This is a genomic window from Flavobacterium sp., assembly GCF_035299245.1.
GTDB lineage: Bacteria > Bacteroidota > Bacteroidia > Flavobacteriales > Flavobacteriaceae > Flavobacterium.
On the sequence record NZ_DATGWY010000022.1, the window covers coordinates 44,331 to 62,153 of the forward strand.

Below are 17,823 nucleotides of genomic sequence, written 5' to 3' on the forward strand. Positions count from 1 at the left end.
AAGATGAAATATGGGGCAAAAAGACAATTTTGTAGCCAATTAAAAAAAGTTTAAGTGACTTCAAAATTAATTTAAAAAAGGGTTGCTACCACGAAAGTAACAACCCCGAATAAAGCTAATAACCTCTAATTATTCACTTTAATTTTCTCTACTTTTTTCCCTTTGAAAGCGAAGATGAATTCACCATCGGCAGTAATATCGATTCCGCTACCGTAGGTTGGACTTCCGCCTTTTCCTTTGGATTGAACCGAACCTTTGGTTTCACCATTAGTCATGTCAATTCCGTAAATAATATTTTTGCTGTTGCGTTGATCTCTTAAGTAGTAATTACCATCAATTTCGTAGAAGAAATCAACACCCCTGATTTTTTCAGTGGCATACACGCGTGAACCGTCTTTTTTGTTGTACGAAGCCAATCCTTTTTCAGAAAGTACCACTACTTTATCACCAAAATCAATTACATCACTTGCTTTTCCTACTTTGGCATCGTTGTGTTTTACATCGAATAATTGGTTTCCAGAAGCAATGTCATAGCCATAGAATTCGTCGCCATCACCCACAAAAACCGTTTTGTCTTCGTGAATAATTAAATCGGTGATGCGTTTGTCGAATTTCTCTGAACGCCATGAAGTTTGTCCAGTTTTATCATCAATAGCCAGCACACCATTTTTCTGAGCTTTGTAATCCCAATAAATGTAAGGAACGCTTTCTTTGTACGTTCCACCCATTGGAGAGGCTTTGGTTTCCATTCGGTATTCTTGCACCTGAACTTTTCCGCCAATTTGAAGCATCACTTTTCCGCCCGTTTTATATAGATTAGGCATACTGAAAGCGCCTGTTATTTTTTCTGAAGCCCACAATAATTTTCCTGATTCGATATCGTGTTTTTCAACGTATTTGGTTCTATCTCTGGTTCCCAACATCACTAAATAGACGGCATCATCGGTAAATACTGGGTCAGCAATGGTTCGGTAGTATTTTTTGCTTTGAGTGTTTGAGAAAATACTTTTTCCGCCGCCGTCCATATCATTTTCATAAATGGCTTCCCATAATTTTTGTCCGTTATTGATGTTGTACACTTGCAATCCGTTTAAGTACATGTAAATTTTGTCGCCTTTAATCCATAAATCAACAATGGCTCTGCGGGTAACTAATTCTTTTTCGATTACACCCATAAAAGTGGCATCCCAAAGTACATCACCATTTACCGCATTGATTTTTACCAATTGATTTTTAAATCCAGCAAATAATGCACCCAAAGCAGTTGGTTTGAAGTTGATCATGATGATTTCGTTGCGTTTTGCATCGTAAATGTATTTTCCAACACCACCTTTGAAACGGTTGGTTTCCCACACTTTTTCACCTGTATTGGCTTTTACTAAAATCACTGATGCCTTTTGAGAAATCAAGAATGAATCCAATTCCGAAATGTATTTTACCGTTTCCAATTCGCCTTGGTCGGCACCATCTTCTGATTTTGTTCCTTTTGGAATTAAATTTTGAAATTGCTCTGAATTCCACATTTCTTTACCGGTTGCAATGTCAATAACTGCTACGCGATCGGTTCCCATTTTTCGTTCATCAAATAAGAATAAATAACCTCCTTTTTCTTTCCAAATTACGTATTGGTATTCGCATTTGTTGGTGTTGTTGGTGGTAATTTTTTTGTAATCACCACTCCAAATCATTTTTCCGGAAGCGTCTAAAACAGTAGCCGAGTTATCGTCGGTACCAATGATGTATGAACCGTCTTCGCTACTTAATGCCAAACGAGTGGCTTTGTTATCAAATTCTGATTCCCAAACCGTAGCAAAACTGCCCGATTTTTTTCCGGCCGATTTTCCTCCGCCTTTTCCTAGAAGTTTTCCAAACTGAGCCGATGACTGAATGGCAACTAGCATTCCAACAGCTAAAAATAAAATTGTTAATTTTTTGTTCATGGTTGTTTCATTTTACTGATTTCGGTTGCCCGATTTCATTGTTATATAATTAGAGATTGATTTAAAAAGTAATGGTATAGCGTATTTTATACCGTTGTTGTTTTTGCAACTTGAATTGGAATTTGTGATTTAAGATGTAATCCGACATAAAATTGATGAAGTCAATGTTTTTGATGTCGCTGTCTACTTTAAAAAAGGAAGATACTTTTCCGTTTTGCACTACGCCAATATCTACAACCATAGTTCCTTTTACATCGGTGTATTTTTTGGCTTTCTTTTTGGTAAAATCAGACGATTGAAATACCTCATCAATTTCTTTGGTTACCGTTTCCGAAACTACTTCTTCGTCAGTAAGCACAGGTCGTTGCGCGTGCATCACAGGAGAAATCAACAATAAAAAAGTCAGTCCAAAAACAAGTCTAATAATTTGCATAACGAATTAGTTTTAAGTTACAAGGCAAACTTATAGCTTAAACTAAACGAAGGAAATACGTATAATTTCGTATATTAACTAAAATGGATGTGGGGAAGTTGTTCTTGAAGTTTTTGAATCTTTTGGTTGAGATTACTCAGAAACTTTTGATGGCTTTCTGAATTAGGATTGAAAGGCCGATGTTTAAGTGAACGCTGAATTTCACAGACCTGATTCATGAGGGCGAATTCGGTTTCAGAAATGTGATGTTCGAAGAATTTAATCCAGATGTAATCGATTGCCGACGGACTTGGATGCAACATATCATTGGCATAAAATCGATAATCACGTAGTTCGTCCATCATGATTTCGTAGCTCGGAAAGTATTCAGAACGCAGAAGGCAGAAGGCAGAAAGAAGTGATTGTAAAGCAGTAATTAAGTGCGATTTACTACGTTGGTTTTCAACAAAACCGTCTTTGATGTGACGAACAGGAGAAATCGTAAAGACAAAAGCGCAATTGGAATTGATGCTTTGAATCAATTCAACTGAATTTTGAATCGATTGCTGAATGGTTTCGATGGACAACAATTCTTTACCAAATTGACTTTGAGGTACTTTATGGCAATTAGCGACGATTTGATTTGATATTTTATTTCGATACACCCAAGAAGTTCCTAAAGTAATAATGATGTGCGATGCTTCTTCTAGTTGAATTCGGAATTGATGCAACAACCGATTGAGATGAGTCAACAAAAGTTCGTTACTAAAATCATTCAAATCGGAATGCACTTCAAAGCAATGCCACAATTCGTTGTGAAAAAAAACATCGTCTTCGGTAAACTCGATTTTATGAACGGCACGATGAATGAGTTTTTCAATAGAAACCGGATTGAAAATAATTCCGAATGGGTTTACATCACTATGAAATTTAAAATACTCGAATTTCTCCGCCATGTTTTCAGCAAAACACGAACCCAACGAAACTATTTTGGAATTATAGTTGATTGGAAAATTTGATTTTTGTAACGGTACAGTAGTCGTGAAATTCATGTAATTTTTATTCGTATTCAAAAATACAAAATTGAATTGGATTTACTTCATCTCAATAATAATCGAAAAAGAAGGGTTGGTTCTAGCCACGAATTCACGAATGAAAAAACAGATTTTTTGTTGAATGCAATTCGAATATCGTCTTTAACGATAATTGATTCCTATTGGCAAACTTTGAAATTAGTGCATTCGAGGCAAAACCTAACTAATTATAATAATTAATAAAATGTTAAACCCATTTCAACCACTAATTATTACTTATTTTTGCACCTTAAAATTTACTTATGAAATTACTTTACTCGTACATAAAAAAGCACAAATTATTATTGTTTATTGCTTTAATAATGGCAGCCATCAACATTTGTTTCAGTTTGAGTGATTCGGTAATTACCGGAAAATTGATGCAAGATTGTGGTGTGGGAATAGCCAAATACAAAGGAAACGAAATCGGATTCATCAAAGCGGTTGGATTTTGGTTAATGTTATCGTTGGGTGCGGCCATGGTATCGCGTTTGACCAAAAACTTTCAAGATTATTTTACCAACATTGTCATTCAACGAACAGGTGCCGAAATGTACACCGATGGAATTAAAAAATCGCTGGATTTACCTTACGAAGATTTTGAAGATCAACGCAGTGGTGAAACTTTGAGTCAGTTGCAAAAAGTGCGCACCGACTCGGAGAAGTTAATTACGCTTTCGATTTCATTGATTTTTCAGACCATAGTCGGATTCATTTTTGTGATTATTTACATAGCTCGAATTGATTACCGAATTGCGTTTATCTTCTTATTTACCGCACCAATTATTGCTGTTGTAAGTTCATTTTTAGGTAAAAAAATCAAAGTAATTTCACGGCGAATTGTAACACAAACCAATTCGCTTGCCGGTTCTACTACCGAGAGTTTACGCAACATTGAATTGGTAAAAAGTTTAGGTTTAACCAAACAAGAAGAAGATCGTTTGAACACTAATACGTTGAAAATTTTAGGTCTTGAATTGCAAAAAATTCGTTACATCCGAAGTTTGAGTTTTATACAAGGAACAACGGTTCATTTTATGCGGACTTGTGTAATTTTTGCTCTGTACTACTTTTTATTTGGAGGAAAAATTCAGGTTGGAGATTTACTGACCATGGTGTTTTTTACTTTTTTTATTTTTGGCCCGTTACAGGAATTAAGTTCGTTCATCATTGTTCGTAATGAAACCAAAGTATCAATGGAAAACTTTGCTAAATTATTGAACGCCACATCCGAATTTCGTCCGAAAGCACCCAAATCAATAGGAAAAATTGAATCGTTGCAATTTTCAAATGTGAGTTTTAAACACAAGACGGCCAAATTTCCTGCAGTAGAAAACATTAATTTTCACATAAAAAAAGGGGAAACCGTGGCATTTGTTGGTCCGTCTGGCGCCGGAAAAACCAGTTTAGTAAAATTGTTGGTAGGATTGTATCCACCGGCAGAAGGCGAAGTCTTGTACAATACGATTAATTCCAAAGAGGTTGATTTATTGGAACTGCGTCAACAACTCGGATTTGTGACTCAAGATGCTCAATTATTCTCGGGAACAATACGGGAGAATTTACTATTTGTAAAACCCGACGCTACTGATGAAGAACTCAACAATGCTTTAAAAAGAGCCAGTTGCGACACTTTGTTAGCTCGTGCTCACGATGGATTGAATTCGACTATTGGCGAAGGCGGAATTAAAGTTTCGGGTGGAGAAAAACAACGACTTTCGATTGCTAGAGCAATATTGCGCAACCCGAATTTATTGATTTTTGATGAAGCAACGTCGGCTTTGGATTCGATTACAGAAGAAGAAATCAACTCGACCATCAGAACCATTTCAGATACGAATCGAATTACAGTTTTAATTGCGCATCGACTTTCGACTATTATGCACGCGGATAAAATCTTTGTTTTAGAACAAGGAAAAATCATCGAGCAAGGTAAACACGACGACTTATTATTGGAAAAAGGCTTGTATTATGCGATGTGGAGACAACAAATTGGTGAACGAAAATAGCTCATTTAGTATTAATAATACTCAAACGAATACGTGTACGAACCCAAACTAGTTGGTGTGCTTACAATGGTGGTTGGGTAATTTTGTTCATTGTAGTTTAGCGTGTAATCTACAATTTCTGTAGAACCATCTGCAACAAAAGTGGTAGTTTGTTTTTTCAGATTGTTGTTCAAACCTATGAATCCGCGGTTGAATATACCATGAGTTAAAGCGGAATAGATTTTAATTTCGTTAATTCCGGTTACATTTTGCAAGGGATGATTGGCTGAATCGAATTCATAATTAACAATAGTTGCAATTGTACCTGAATTGTTTTCTTGAACCAATTCTCCATTTTGAAAAGAATACAAAGACGAATAAGCAAAAACAGACTGTGACGTAGCATTTCCTGAAAAACGCTCTACTTCAACTGTTCCATCCGAATTGTAAGTAATGACATTTTTCAGTCCGTAATTGGCGTTTACATCCAACTCAGTTACTTGAGTTAAAGCATTATTGGAGTTGTATTCGAAAAGAATTCGAGCTGTATTTTGATTGCTTTGATTGAATCGTTTGATTTCAGAAATTAAATTTCCAGTGTAGAAATACTCATAATGTCCAATTCCGTCGATTTGCCCTTCTATTTCGTAATTTACTTTATCCAATTTTGTATCATTATAGAAGAAAGTATACGAAGCATTTTTGCCTAAATCAACAGCATCTAACTTTTTAACCAAGATCAATTTTGATGTAGAATCGTCTTGCTTGTCATCCGAACACGACCATAATGTAACTAGTAAAAGGAAATAAAGTACTTTTTTCATACTGCAATTTTTGACGAAATTATACACCCAAAAATCATCTTCCAAATAAATCAGATGAATAACTAAAACGTCAGACCAATTGCAGTTTTGGGTGTTACTAACAACAAAAAACCCTTTCAATAGATACTGAAAGGGTTGTATTGAATTGAAATAGTATTTACTTCACAAAATCAATTGCTTTTTCCAAAGCTTCTTTGATTCCGTTTGCATTTTTTCCTCCAGCTGTTGCGAAGAACGGTTGTCCGCCGCCGCCGCCTTGAATGTATTTTCCTAATTCGCGCACCACTTGACCTGCGTTTAAGCTTTTCTCAGCTACTAATTCTTTCGAAATATAGCAGGTTAACATCGGTTTATCGTCTTCAGAAGTGGCTAAAACCAAGAATAAATTGGTTCCTAACGTTCCTAATTCGTACGCTAAATCTTTGGCGCCTTCTGCATTCAAATCGACTTGAGTCGCGAGGAATTTCACACCGTTGAGCTCTTGCAATTGCGAAGCCAATTCACCTTTCAGGTTTTTAGCTTTTTCCTTTAATAATTGCTCTATTTGTTTTTTCAATTTAGCATTTTCGTCTTGCAAAGAAAACACGGCTTTCATCGTGTCTTGAGGGTTTTTCAACGCTTCCTTAATCGATGCTAATGCACTTTCTTGCTGGTTGAAAAACTCTTTTACCGCATCACCCGTTATCGCTTCTATACGACGAATTCCAGCAGCAACCGCGCCTTCTGAAATGATTTTGAAGTACCAGATGTCAGCGGTGTTTTTGACGTGAATTCCACCACACAATTCTTTACTGTCGCCAAATTCAATCATACGAACGTTGTCACCGTATTTTTCACCAAACAACGCCATTGCGCCTTTATCTAACGCTTCTTGAATGGGAATATTTCTATGTTCCACTAATTGCAACTGTGCTTCAATTTGCGCATTTACGCTGGCTTCCACTTTCTGAATTTCTTCGTCGGTTACTTTTGAAAAATGGGAGAAGTCAAAACGCAAATAATTCGGATTTACCAACGAACCTTTTTGTTCCACGTGCGTTCCTAAAATATTTCTCAACGCCAAATGCATCAAATGCGTCGCTGAGTGATTTTTGGAAGTCGATGTTCTTAAATCGGTATTCACTTTCGCCACAAAACTGGCTTCTACATTTTCGGGAAGTTGTTTGGCAAAATGCAATATTAAATTGTTTTCTTTTTTGGTATCGATGATTTCAATGGTTTCGTTGGCTGAAACCAAAGTTCCTTTATCGCCTATTTGTCCACCGCCTTCTGGATAAAAAGGCGTGTTATCAAGAACGATTTGGTATAAAATTCCGTCTTTTTTAGAATCTACTTTACGAATACGCGTGATTTTAACGTCGTTTTCGGTTTGGTCGTAACCCACAAAAGTTTCGACATTGCCCGGAATCAACACCGACCAATCTTCAGTAGAAACTTCGGATGCAGCACGCGAACGGTCTTTTTGTTTTTTCAACTCGGCTTCAAATTCCACTTCATTGTACGTCATTCCTTTTTCTTTCAGGATTAACGCCGTTAAATCTTTTGGAAAACCAAATGTATCATAGAGTTCAAATGCCTTGACTCCCGAAACTTCATTTCCTTTTGTTTCAGAAATTACATTTTCCAGCAATTGTAATCCTTGATCTAAAGTGCGTAAAAACGACGCTTCTTCTTCGCGAATCACATTCGTAACTAATTGCTGTTGCGATTTGATTTCAGGGAAGAATTCGCCCATTTGATTCGCCAATACTTCTACCAATTTATTGATAAAAGGTTCTTTGGTATTCAAGAATGTGAAACCATAACGAATCGCACGACGCAAAATACGACGAATTACATAACCTGCGTCTTTACTAGAAGGCAATTGACCATCAGCAATAGCAAACGCAACGGCGCGCACGTGATCGACAATTACGCGAATAGCGATATTGGTTTTATTCTGTTCTTCACTTACATTTTTAACTTCGTTGGAAGTATATTTATATCCAGTGATTTGTTCTACTTTTTCAATTAAAGGCGTAAACACATCGGTGTCGTAATTGGATGTTTTACCTTGCAATGCCATACACAAACGCTCAAATCCCATTCCGGTATCAACGTGTTGCGCAGGTAATTTTTCTAAGGAACCATCGGCTTTACGGTTGAATTCCATGAACACGTTGTTCCAGATTTCAATCACCTGAGGATGATCGTTGTTGACCAAACTTTTACCCGAAACTTGCGCTTTTTCTTCTTCTGTTCGCAAATCAACATGAATTTCGGAACACGGACCACACGGACCTTGATCGCCCATTTCCCAGAAGTTGTCTTTTTTATTTCCGAGGATGATGCGGTCTTCGTCGATTAAACCTTTCCAAATGTCCCAAGCTTCTTGATCGAACGGAACATTTTCATCTGGATTACCTTCGAATACCGAAACGTATAAATTTTCTTTTGGAATTTTGTATACTTCGGTTAATAATTGCCATGCCCAATTGATGGCTTCTTTTTTGAAATAATCACCAAACGACCAATTGCCGAGCATTTCGAACATGGTATGATGGTAGGTATCAAAACCTACATCTTCCAAATCGTTGTGTTTTCCTGAAACCCGCAGACATTTTTGCGTATCGGCTATTCTTGGGCTTTTGGGAGTTCCGTTGCCTAAGAAAAATTCTTTGAATTGCGCCATGCCCGAATTATTGAACATTAAGGTTGGATCGTCTTTAAGAACGATGGGCGCCGACGGAACAATTAAGTGTCCGTTGCTTTCGAAGAATTGTAAAAACTGTTTACGAATGTCTTGTGATTTCATTATCAGGATGTTGAATTTTAACTCTTTAAAAAATTGGATTGAACTACATGATTTCTTGATTAGCCCCGATTGCAGCAACTATCCTCGCAGAGATAGTGCGGAAAGCGGGAACAAGAGTTACTGAAAAAAGTAAGACATCTGCTTCAAAAAATAAAATTAGATTTAGTTTGAAACATTTCTTAAATTTGTTCGTATAACCATTGTTATTCTTAAAACCAGCACAAAAATAGTATAAAATAAAAGATGGCGAAAAAAGTAAAGTATTATTTCGACCCAGAAAGTTTAGCGTATCGAAAAATAAAGACGAAAAAGTCGAAAAAAATTGCTTATGCTGCCTTATTTTTACTTGCTTCTGCCCTATTTGGTTTTGTTTGTTTTGTGCTTTTTATGAATGTACCGTTCTTAGAAACTCCGAGGGATAAAATTCAGGGTCGAGAAATTGAGAGTATGAAGTTGAATTATGCGATTTTGAATAAGGAAATTGACCAACTGAATGATGCGATGGCCGCATTGGAAGACCGAGATGATAATTTGTACCGAGCCTATTTTAACTCATCACCGATTCCACTTGAGAAAAGAAAAGAAGGAATCACTAAAAAAAGGTATAAAGAACTGGAAGGTTTTAATAATTCGGATTTGGTGATTAATACGACCAAAAGAGTGGACGTTCTAAAAAAGCAATTGGCGGTACAATCTAAGTCATTGGATCAGATTTTGGTGTTGGCTAAGGCAAAAGACAAATTATTGTCGGCGATTCCGGCGATTCAACCGGTGAAAAACGAAGATTTGACACGTATGGCATCGGGTTTTGGTTACAGAAGCGACCCGTTTACCAAAGCACGAAAAATGCACGAAGGAATGGATTTTACGGCTGCAACAGGAACACCAATTTATGCTACTGGTGATGGTGTGGTAAAGAATGCTGATAATTCGCTTTCGGGTTATGGAAATCATATTGAAATAACGCATGGTTTTGGGTATGTGACCTTGTATGCGCATTTGAGTAAATACAATGTTCGACCAGGTCAAAAAGTGAAACGCGGTGATGTGATTGGTTTTGTAGGAAGCACAGGTAGAAGTCAAGCCGCGCATTTGCATTATGAAGTACACAAAGACGGCAAACCAGTAAATCCGATTAATTTTTATTACGGAAACATTTCAGCGGAGGAATACGTTGTGATTTCGAAATTGGCGAATCAGGAAAATCAGTCGCTGGATTAGTGTCAGTGTTCAGTTTTCAGTGTTCAAAATTAAAAAAGAAACAAATATGCATATAGAACTTTCAAAAGACAAACGGTATTTTAGTATAGGCGAAGTGGCAACTGCTTTTGATGTGAATGCGTCGCTGATTCGGTTTTGGGATAAGGAATTCGACATTCTAAAACCCAAGAAGAATGCCAAAGGCAACCGTATGTTTACGCAAGAAGACGTGAAGAACTTACAATTAATTTATCATTTGGTAAAGGAACGCGGATTTACGTTGGAAGGTGCTAAAACCCATTTGAAAGAAAATCAGAAAAAGACTTTGGATAAGTTTGAAATCATAAGTAAACTTGAAGGAATCAAAGCGGAATTGATGAATATTAAAAACAATTTATAAAATGAACGATAAACTTAAAATTACCTTTTTTGCCTATTTAATCCTGACGATAATAGGTGCTTTTATGAAACTCAGTCATATAGATTCTTCGAGTATAGTAATGTCAATTGGAATAGCGTCGTTGGTTGTTTTTATTTTTCTATCATTATCAGAAATATACAAATCAACACGAATTGACGGAACGGAAAAATTCATGTGGACAGTAGGCATGCTTCTTCTATCCTTTTTTGCTGGGATAGCGTATCTAATTTGGGGAAGAAAAAGAATCATTGCTCCATCGCTTAAGTATTAAAATTCAAATCAAAACAATAATAAATAAACTTTAAACAATAGAAATTATGAGAAAATTTTTGCCAGTTATAGTAATCGTTGGTCTTTTAGTTATCGGGTTCATGTGGTACATGGGAATTAAGAACGGTGCTTTAGGTGTAAATCAAGAAGTAAACAAAGAATGGGGAAATGTGGAAACCTCATACCAAAGAAGAAATGACCTTATTGGAAACTTAGTAAAAACTGTTCAAGGTTCGGCTGATTTCGAAAAATCAACGTTAGAAGCGGTAATCAAAGCGCGTTCAGAAGCCACTTCAGTTAAAATTGATCCAACTAATATGACACCAGAGCAATTGACTCAATTCAACCAAGCACAAGGCAATTTAAACAGTTCGTTATCACGTTTATTAGTTACAGTTGAGCAATATCCTGATTTAAAAGCCAATCAAAACTTCTTGAAATTACAAGACGAATTGGCCAGTACTGAAAATCAAATTTTAACTGCAAGAACACGTTTTAACGAAGCTGTTAAATCGTACAACAACTATGTATTGAGAATGCCAAACAGTTGGTTTTTGGGTGAATATAAAGAAAAACCATACTTTGATGCTGTTGCTGGTGCTGAAAAACCAGTTGATGTAGAATTCAACTTCGATAAAAAAGCAGAAACAAAATAATGTCGAAAGTAGAAGATTTTTTAACGAAAGCCGAAGAAACTGAAATTGTAGAAGCAATTCGTTTGGCCGAAAAAAATACTTCGGGAGAAATTCGCGTGCATTTAGAAAAAGAAACTTCCATTGCTCCGATTGAACGAGCGGTGGAAGTATTTCACGAATTGCAAATGGATGAAACCCAACTGCGCAATGGTGTGATCATTTATGTAGCTGTAAAAAGTAAACAGTTTGCTATTTATGGTGATAAAGGAATTAATGATGTGGTTTCAGATGATTTTTGGAACAGCACTAAAGACATCATGTTGGAACACTTTAAAAACGGCAGAAACAAGCAGGCATTAGTAGACGGAATTGAGCATGCTGGAGAACAACTCAAAAAGTTTTTCCCTCATTACGATGGCAACACCAACGAACTATCCAACGAAATATCAAAAGGAGAATGATACAGTTTATTATAAAAATAACGCGATTCCTTTTGATAGTAGCACTTTTGCTATTGAGTCAATTGGGTTTTGCTCAATTTACCATTCCTGAAAAGCCAAGTAAACAAACATCGGTATACGATTATGCCAACTTACTTTCTGCTTCAGAAAAAGTACAATTAGAAGAAAAGTTAGTTCGCTATTCGGATTCAACAACAACTCAAATTGTTATTGCTACTGTTCCTACTATCAATGGTGAAGACATTGGGATTTTAACTCCAAAATGGGCTCACGATTGGGGAATTGGTCAATCCAAAGAAGACAACGGTGTTTTTATCTTACTGGCAGCACAAGAGCGAAAAATATGGATTTCGCCTGGTTATGGTTTAGAAGATCGATTGACCGCTGGAGTTAACGGTGAAATTATACGTAATGTAATCATTCCTGAATTCAAAGCTGGAAGTTATTACAACGGATTAGACAAAGGAACCGACGAACTTTTTAAGGTTTTTGCTGGAAAATATAAAGGAGAACGCATTACTGAAGGTGATTCTGATTTTTTCCCGATAGTGGTTTTAATTATCGTTTTCATTATCATCATTATTATTGCTTCTAAAAACAAAGGAGGAAATTCGGGAAACAGATCAGGAAGTACACCAAGTTTGCTCGACATCATTATTTTGAGTAATATGGGAAGAAGCAGTGGCGGTGGATTTGGAGGTTCTTCTGGTGGTGGTTTCGGTGGAGGTTTTGGCGGCGGCTTCGGTGGTGGCGGATTTTCTGGCGGTGGAGCTGGCGGAAGTTGGTAGTTCAGAGTTCAGAGTTCAGTAATGAAAACTTATCATTAAGAATAATTATTGTAGAGATTAAATAAAAAACGCCTTTCGATTGAAAGGCGTTTTTATTTTAATAGAATTTCTATTATTTTAATGTTTGCAAAGCATTCAACGCAAAAGTATTTGCAGAATCCAATTCAAGGGTTTTGTTCAATAACTCTTTTGCTTTTGCTTTATCATTAGCAGAGTAAAAAACGGCCATATTGTTGTATGATTCAATCATTTTAGCTTTGTTTTTAGTCACTTCTTCTGCTCCTTTTGCAAGAATTAAATCAACATATTTTTGGAAATTTTCAACCATGATATCGTTTTTTTCCAAAGTACTGTTAATTCTTGCTTTGTATAAATAGGCTTCTTGATAATTTGGAGTTGCCTTAATTACATTATCCATAGCAGCATTAGCTTTATCTAAAGAAGCAACATCTATAGTTTTAAGGTCTTTTCCTCTGTTGTTTGTAATTACACTTAATCCGTAGTAAATATTATCTTCCAAATAGTTTTTAGACTCTGGATTAGATATTGCTATCTCGAAAATAGATTGAGCAACCGTATACATTTTCTTAGAGAAGTAATCTTTACCAATTTCATTTAATGCATTAGCCAATGAAGCAGACATTTCAACACCTTTTTTAAGATTTTCAGTACCCGAAGCCATCAAAGTTGCATCAACTGTTTTAGCATCAAAATTAACTGCTTTCTTGATTTGAGCCAATCCTAAATAATAGTAATCTCCACCAATAATTTTATTTGAGCCTTTAGAAATGAACTCAGACAATGAACTAATAGCACCATCAATGTTTCCATTTTCATAAGATGCATAACCTAAATAACGTAGAATTCTAGGATTAACTTTATCTAATTTCTTCATTTCATTAGCCTCAACTTCTAAAGCTTTATAATCTTTAGCTAAGATTAAAAAGTCGGCATGACGCATACGAGAAGACAACGAGTAATCGGTTAATTTCATGTATTTCTCGTAATTTGCTAATGCTTTTGCAATGTTTTCAGTGTACGTTTTTGGTTGATTATTGGCCCAATAATAGTAGGTTTCAGCTAATTCTCTGTAAACTGGCCCATAGTTTGGGTTCAAACTTATCACTTCATCGTAAGCTTTAACAGCTTCTGTGTAGGCTTTAGCACCTTTTAACAAAACTCCCAATTGCATTTTCGCACGAATCATAGAAGGATCCAACTGATAGGCTGAACGATAAGCTGAATAGGCTTCATTTTGGCTTTTATCACCATAATAGGCATCACCAAGAGCTAAAAACACCTCAGCTGAATTTGGGTTTTTTAATTTAGCATTCTCTAAAATAGCTATTGCTGCTTTGTAATCAGGCTTTTCAGAATTGATATACGCTTGGGCAATATAAACAAGTTCTTCAAACTCTTTCTTTTTTAAACTGCTAACAACACCATCGAATTTGGATTTAGCGGCACTAGTATTTCCATTATTTAAATCCAGATGACCCAAACCAATTGCATTAAATCTAGAACCTTCTTCTGCTGCTGCACCTTTATCAAAATATATTTTTGCAGAATCTTCACTATTTTGTTTTAAATAAATAGTTCCTAATAGAAAGGCTGCTTTACCACTTGAAGGTTTAGCTTGCAGAATACCTTTTAACATTGATTTTGCCTTTTCATACTGTTCAGCATCAATTATTTTCTTAGCTGCATCAACATCTTGAGCATAGTTGAATGCAGATGTAGCTAACATTGCAATACTGAAAATCTTTAATTTGTTCATCTTATTACTATTTAATTACTATTTAATTTCTAATTCTAATATTTCTACCAGGAACTCTCACTGGAGCTAATCCTGATTTAAGTATTATTCGTTGTCCTTTTTCTCCAGACATGAATGATGCAAAGCCCATTCCTAATCCTTCATAACCTTGACAATTGATAATATACAAATCACGTGCCAAAGGATAATCACCGGTTGCTATGTTCTCTTGACTTGGGAAAAAGTAGTTATTCGACTTTGCTGATTTAACACTTAGCACATTAACTTGTTCAAGAACATCCATCATTTTTAGTGAAGGCTGAAAAATCCAATTTACACCCACAACGCCAATCATTCCGTCATTACTAGCAACATATTTTAAAACTTCTTCATTAGTTCCGAACGAAAAAACACCATTCTCAGGCAATGAATTCAAGCCTGCTAATTTAGTAATATATTCAACATTACTAGAGTTAGGATTATCAAAAACCAATCCCTTGATTGTATTTTTTTCTCCTTTTAAAAAACGAACGATTTCATCAACTGAAATTAAAGTATCGTTTGATCGTTTATTCATTACAAATGCTATGGCATCTTTTGCAAAAACAGTCGTTCTTGGAACAATTTTCTTTTGCTTGAATAATTTCTCTTCATCAGAAGATAATTTTCTAGGCAACACAATAACATCAGCTACTCCTTTTGACAAAGATAAGACAGCTTCTTTTTCTGACTGTGAGATTAACTTTATTTTAGCATCATATTCGTTTTGAAAAACGGCTATTTGATCCTCAATAATGGGTGTTAATGTCTCGTCAACAAGAATTGTAGTAGTCCCTTTTAGAATGGTTTCTTTATTTTCTTTTTTAGCGCAAGCAAAAACAAAAGCAACCACCACTACTGTAAAGATACTGAGATATTTAATGTACTTTTTCATTCTTGATTATTTGAATTAAAGAAACGCAAAAGGCGTGTAAAAGCATATACAATCATTACTATTCCTAGTGCTAAACGATAAGGATAGGGCATTTTCAAGGGTAATTTTTCCCAAAAAATTATGGTTAACCCAAATGTTAAATATATCAAAAAAAACAGAAACCCTATAAATAGAAGAAATCGCTCTTTAAGCGATTTCTTCATAAAACTATCTTTTAAATTCGGAATCATTATTCAGAATTAGCTTGCAATGTGATTGGCAAAGTATAAGAACATCTTACTTTTTTACCATTTTGTTCAGCTGGTGTCCATCTCGGACATTTTCTTAATAATTTTTCAGCTGCAGCTTTTGTTCCGTATCCGATATCTCTAACTCTAATATCAGTAAGTGAACCATCTTTTTCTACAGTAAATTGCACAAATAACTTACCTCCTGGAAAACCTTCATCCTCTGGGTGTTCAAAATTGTTAGCAACGTATTTGTAAAACTTATCAATACCACCTGGAAATTCAGGTTTAACCTCAACTCCTGCTGTGTTGTATAGATTATTGTCTTCTTCTACAACTTCTACTTGTTTTGGCCCATCTCCTGGTGGCTCAAGTCTTAAGTCAGCATCTGGATCACCTTTGATGTCTTTATCACCAATTTTCTTTTCCTCCAAATCCTTCATCTTTGGTGGCTCTTCAGTGATTTCTTCTGTTTTAGCAACTACTGGCTTAACAAATTTCACTTGATCCACTTTAGGTGGCGGTGGCGGTGGTGGTGGAAGATTTTCTTTAGGTTTCTCTTCTTTTGGAGGAAGCTTTACTGTAGTAATCTTTTTATTCAATGACATATCTTCATCATCTGAAGAGCTACCAAAAAACTCAACCAGTTTTGGTGTGGCAACAGCCAAACTAAAAACAACTGCTCCAATTAATAAAGCACGTAGTGTGGTGTTTACATTTTTCTTACGCAAATCATAAGCACCATAACTCTTGTTACGTCCTTCAAAAACGATGTCAAGCCATTGTTTTTTAAATAGGTCTAATTTCATCTTTAATTAATTTAAATTATACAAGAGTTATTTATTCATTTCGTCTGCAATTGTTTTCTCATCAGGTTGAAGATCATTCACAATTGCATAAGTAGGAACATCACATATTGCCATTTCATCCAATACATCCACTAAGTTTCTGTACGTTGATTTAGGTGTAGGTTTAATGATAACAATTAATCCTTTTTCTTTACTACCTGTAATCTGAGGTACTTCGTTAACGTATTTTAAAATTGCTTTTCTCAAACCTTCTTTACCATACACATCAGCTTTTGGTGGAGTAATTGGCTTATCAGGCAATCCCATGAACCATTTCATTTTATTTTCTTTCCCCATAATAATGGTCATGGTTCTTCTTTCATCAACCTTGATAGGCTTTTCTTTTGTTTTATCCTCTTCTTTATCAGGCAAACCTAGATTCATTGATTGAGGTTTTGACAACGAAGTGGTCAACATAAAGAACGTAATCAAAAGGAAAGCCAAATCCACCATAGCAGTTAAATCTACTTTAGAATTCTGCTTTTTACTTCTTACCTTTTTGGAGCCTTTTTTGCCTCCGCCGTCATCGCCGGTATTTAATTCAGCCATTTTATTTTCTTATAAAATTAAAAATTCTCGCCTCTTAAACCAGTTACCAAATCAAAGGTATTGATTTTTTGGTCTTGTAAAATATCCATTACAATTTTCACTTTAGGATATTCCAATTTTGCATCACCTTTAATGGCGAAGTTAAGTTCTTTATCGCTTCCTAATTCGATATTAGCTTGACGAGCAGTATAAATCCAATCTTTAAGTTGATTAGTTTCACTACCTACAATAGTATCGTAAGGAACACCAGGTTGCAACCCTTGCTTATTTCTATCAGCACTTTTCATTTTGATGATATCAGCCATATTTTGAATAGGCACACCAAAACTTTCCATTAATGCAAATTGTTCTTTCTGTTCTTCACTGAAAGTAACACCGTATTTTTGACCCATTAATTCTAAGGTTTTTTTACGAAGTTCTCTTCCTTTGATATCAACAAACATATTTTCTTTCCCTTTTCCAACTGTAATGGTAACCAAATCTGTTTCTGGTAATTTTGTTTTTACCGTTGAACTTGGTGTATCAACTGATATTGGTTCAGGCACTTTAGCTGTTGCAGTAAGAATAAAGAACGTAAGCAAAAGGAAAGCCACATCACACATTGCTGTCATGTCGATAGATGCTGCTTTTTTTGACATTTTTATTTTTGCCATCTTTATTTTTGTGTTGAATTTAATTGATGAATTTAATCACCTGATTAAAT

The 17,823-nt window shown here is 35.5% G+C and carries 17 protein-coding genes; 7 read left to right on the forward strand and 10 right to left on the reverse strand.

Annotated elements, in window-relative coordinates; genetic code table 11:
* Nucleotides 1-125: 125 nt before the first annotated feature.
* From VK161_RS13905 to VK161_RS13915, 3 genes are all read right to left on the reverse strand, one after another.
* Nucleotides 126-1,940: a PQQ-binding-like beta-propeller repeat protein gene (locus VK161_RS13905; protein ID WP_324215397.1), complete on the reverse strand. Its 1,815-nt coding sequence runs from the start codon at nt 1,938-1,940 to the stop codon at nt 126-128.
* 61 nt (nt 1,941-2,001) lie between these two features.
* Nucleotides 2,002-2,373, reverse strand: a complete 372-nt coding sequence (locus tag VK161_RS13910) for a hypothetical protein (protein WP_324215398.1) — start codon at nt 2,371-2,373, stop codon at nt 2,002-2,004.
* A 74-nt stretch (nt 2,374-2,447) separates the two neighbouring features.
* The gene (locus VK161_RS13915; protein ID WP_324215399.1) at nt 2,448-3,404 is read right to left on the reverse strand and encodes a GSCFA domain-containing protein; all 957 of its coding nucleotides are present in this window, start codon (nt 3,402-3,404) and stop codon (nt 2,448-2,450) included.
* Between the two features lie 284 nt (nt 3,405-3,688).
* Between VK161_RS13915 and VK161_RS13920 the strand changes: the two genes are divergently transcribed.
* On the forward strand, nt 3,689-5,434 hold the full coding sequence (locus VK161_RS13920) for an ABC transporter ATP-binding protein (RefSeq protein ID WP_324215400.1): 1,746 nt from the start codon (nt 3,689-3,691) through the stop codon (nt 5,432-5,434).
* Nucleotides 5,435-5,445: 11 nt separating this feature from the next.
* Here VK161_RS13920 and VK161_RS13925 read toward each other — a convergent pair whose 3' ends face one another.
* The gene (locus VK161_RS13925) at nt 5,446-6,237 is read right to left on the reverse strand and encodes a hypothetical protein (RefSeq protein ID WP_324215401.1); all 792 of its coding nucleotides are present in this window, start codon (nt 6,235-6,237) and stop codon (nt 5,446-5,448) included.
* Nucleotides 6,238-6,394: 157 nt separating this feature from the next.
* Entirely contained in the window at nt 6,395-9,031 is a 2,637-nt protein-coding gene (alaS, locus tag VK161_RS13930) for an alanine--tRNA ligase (protein ID WP_324215402.1), read from the reverse strand.
* Between the two features lie 243 nt (nt 9,032-9,274).
* Here alaS and VK161_RS13935 point away from each other — a divergent pair, with 243 nt between their 5' ends.
* From VK161_RS13935 to VK161_RS13960, 6 genes are read left to right on the forward strand one after another with little or no spacing between them, the layout of a single operon-like run.
* Nucleotides 9,275-10,252, forward strand: a complete 978-nt coding sequence (locus tag VK161_RS13935) for a M23 family metallopeptidase (protein ID WP_324215403.1) — start codon at nt 9,275-9,277, stop codon at nt 10,250-10,252.
* A gap of 46 nt (nt 10,253-10,298) precedes the next feature.
* A complete protein-coding gene (locus tag VK161_RS13940) occupies nt 10,299-10,631 on the forward strand; it encodes a MerR family transcriptional regulator (RefSeq protein ID WP_324215404.1) in 333 nt (110 codons plus the stop codon).
* Between the two features lies 1 nt (nt 10,632).
* Nucleotides 10,633-10,923 carry a PLDc N-terminal domain-containing protein gene (locus VK161_RS13945; RefSeq protein WP_324215405.1) on the forward strand — a complete coding sequence of 97 codons (291 nt, stop codon included), beginning with the start codon at nt 10,633-10,635 and terminating at the stop codon, nt 10,921-10,923.
* A gap of 46 nt (nt 10,924-10,969) precedes the next feature.
* On the forward strand, nt 10,970-11,578 hold the full coding sequence (locus VK161_RS13950; protein WP_324215406.1) for a LemA family protein: 609 nt from the start codon (nt 10,970-10,972) through the stop codon (nt 11,576-11,578).
* Complete coding sequence (locus VK161_RS13955) at nt 11,578-12,018, forward strand: TPM domain-containing protein (protein WP_324215407.1); 441 nt, start codon at nt 11,578-11,580, stop codon at nt 12,016-12,018. Before VK161_RS13950 ends, VK161_RS13955 begins: the two co-directional genes overlap by 1 nt.
* The gene (locus tag VK161_RS13960) at nt 12,015-12,806 is read left to right on the forward strand and encodes a TPM domain-containing protein (RefSeq protein WP_324215408.1); all 792 of its coding nucleotides are present in this window, start codon (nt 12,015-12,017) and stop codon (nt 12,804-12,806) included. The genes VK161_RS13955 and VK161_RS13960 overlap by 4 nt, the downstream gene beginning before the upstream one ends.
* A 112-nt stretch (nt 12,807-12,918) precedes the next feature.
* Here the strand turns inward: VK161_RS13960 and VK161_RS13965 are convergent, their stop codons facing one another.
* From VK161_RS13965 to VK161_RS13985, 5 genes are all read right to left on the reverse strand, one after another.
* A complete protein-coding gene (locus VK161_RS13965; RefSeq protein WP_324215409.1) occupies nt 12,919-14,583 on the reverse strand; it encodes a tetratricopeptide repeat protein in 1,665 nt (554 codons plus the stop codon).
* A gap of 22 nt (nt 14,584-14,605) precedes the next feature.
* Nucleotides 14,606-15,496, reverse strand: a complete 891-nt coding sequence (locus tag VK161_RS13970; RefSeq protein ID WP_324215410.1) for a substrate-binding domain-containing protein — start codon at nt 15,494-15,496, stop codon at nt 14,606-14,608.
* 229 nt (nt 15,497-15,725) lie between these two features.
* Nucleotides 15,726-16,532 carry an energy transducer TonB gene (locus tag VK161_RS13975; RefSeq protein WP_324215411.1) on the reverse strand — a complete coding sequence of 269 codons (807 nt, stop codon included), beginning with the start codon at nt 16,530-16,532 and terminating at the stop codon, nt 15,726-15,728.
* Nucleotides 16,533-16,559: 27 nt separating this feature from the next.
* Nucleotides 16,560-17,120: a biopolymer transporter ExbD gene (locus tag VK161_RS13980; RefSeq protein WP_324215412.1), complete on the reverse strand. Its 561-nt coding sequence runs from the start codon at nt 17,118-17,120 to the stop codon at nt 16,560-16,562.
* A gap of 17 nt (nt 17,121-17,137) precedes the next feature.
* A complete protein-coding gene (locus VK161_RS13985; RefSeq protein ID WP_324215413.1) occupies nt 17,138-17,773 on the reverse strand; it encodes a biopolymer transporter ExbD in 636 nt (211 codons plus the stop codon).
* Nucleotides 17,774-17,823: the final 50 nt, after the last annotated feature.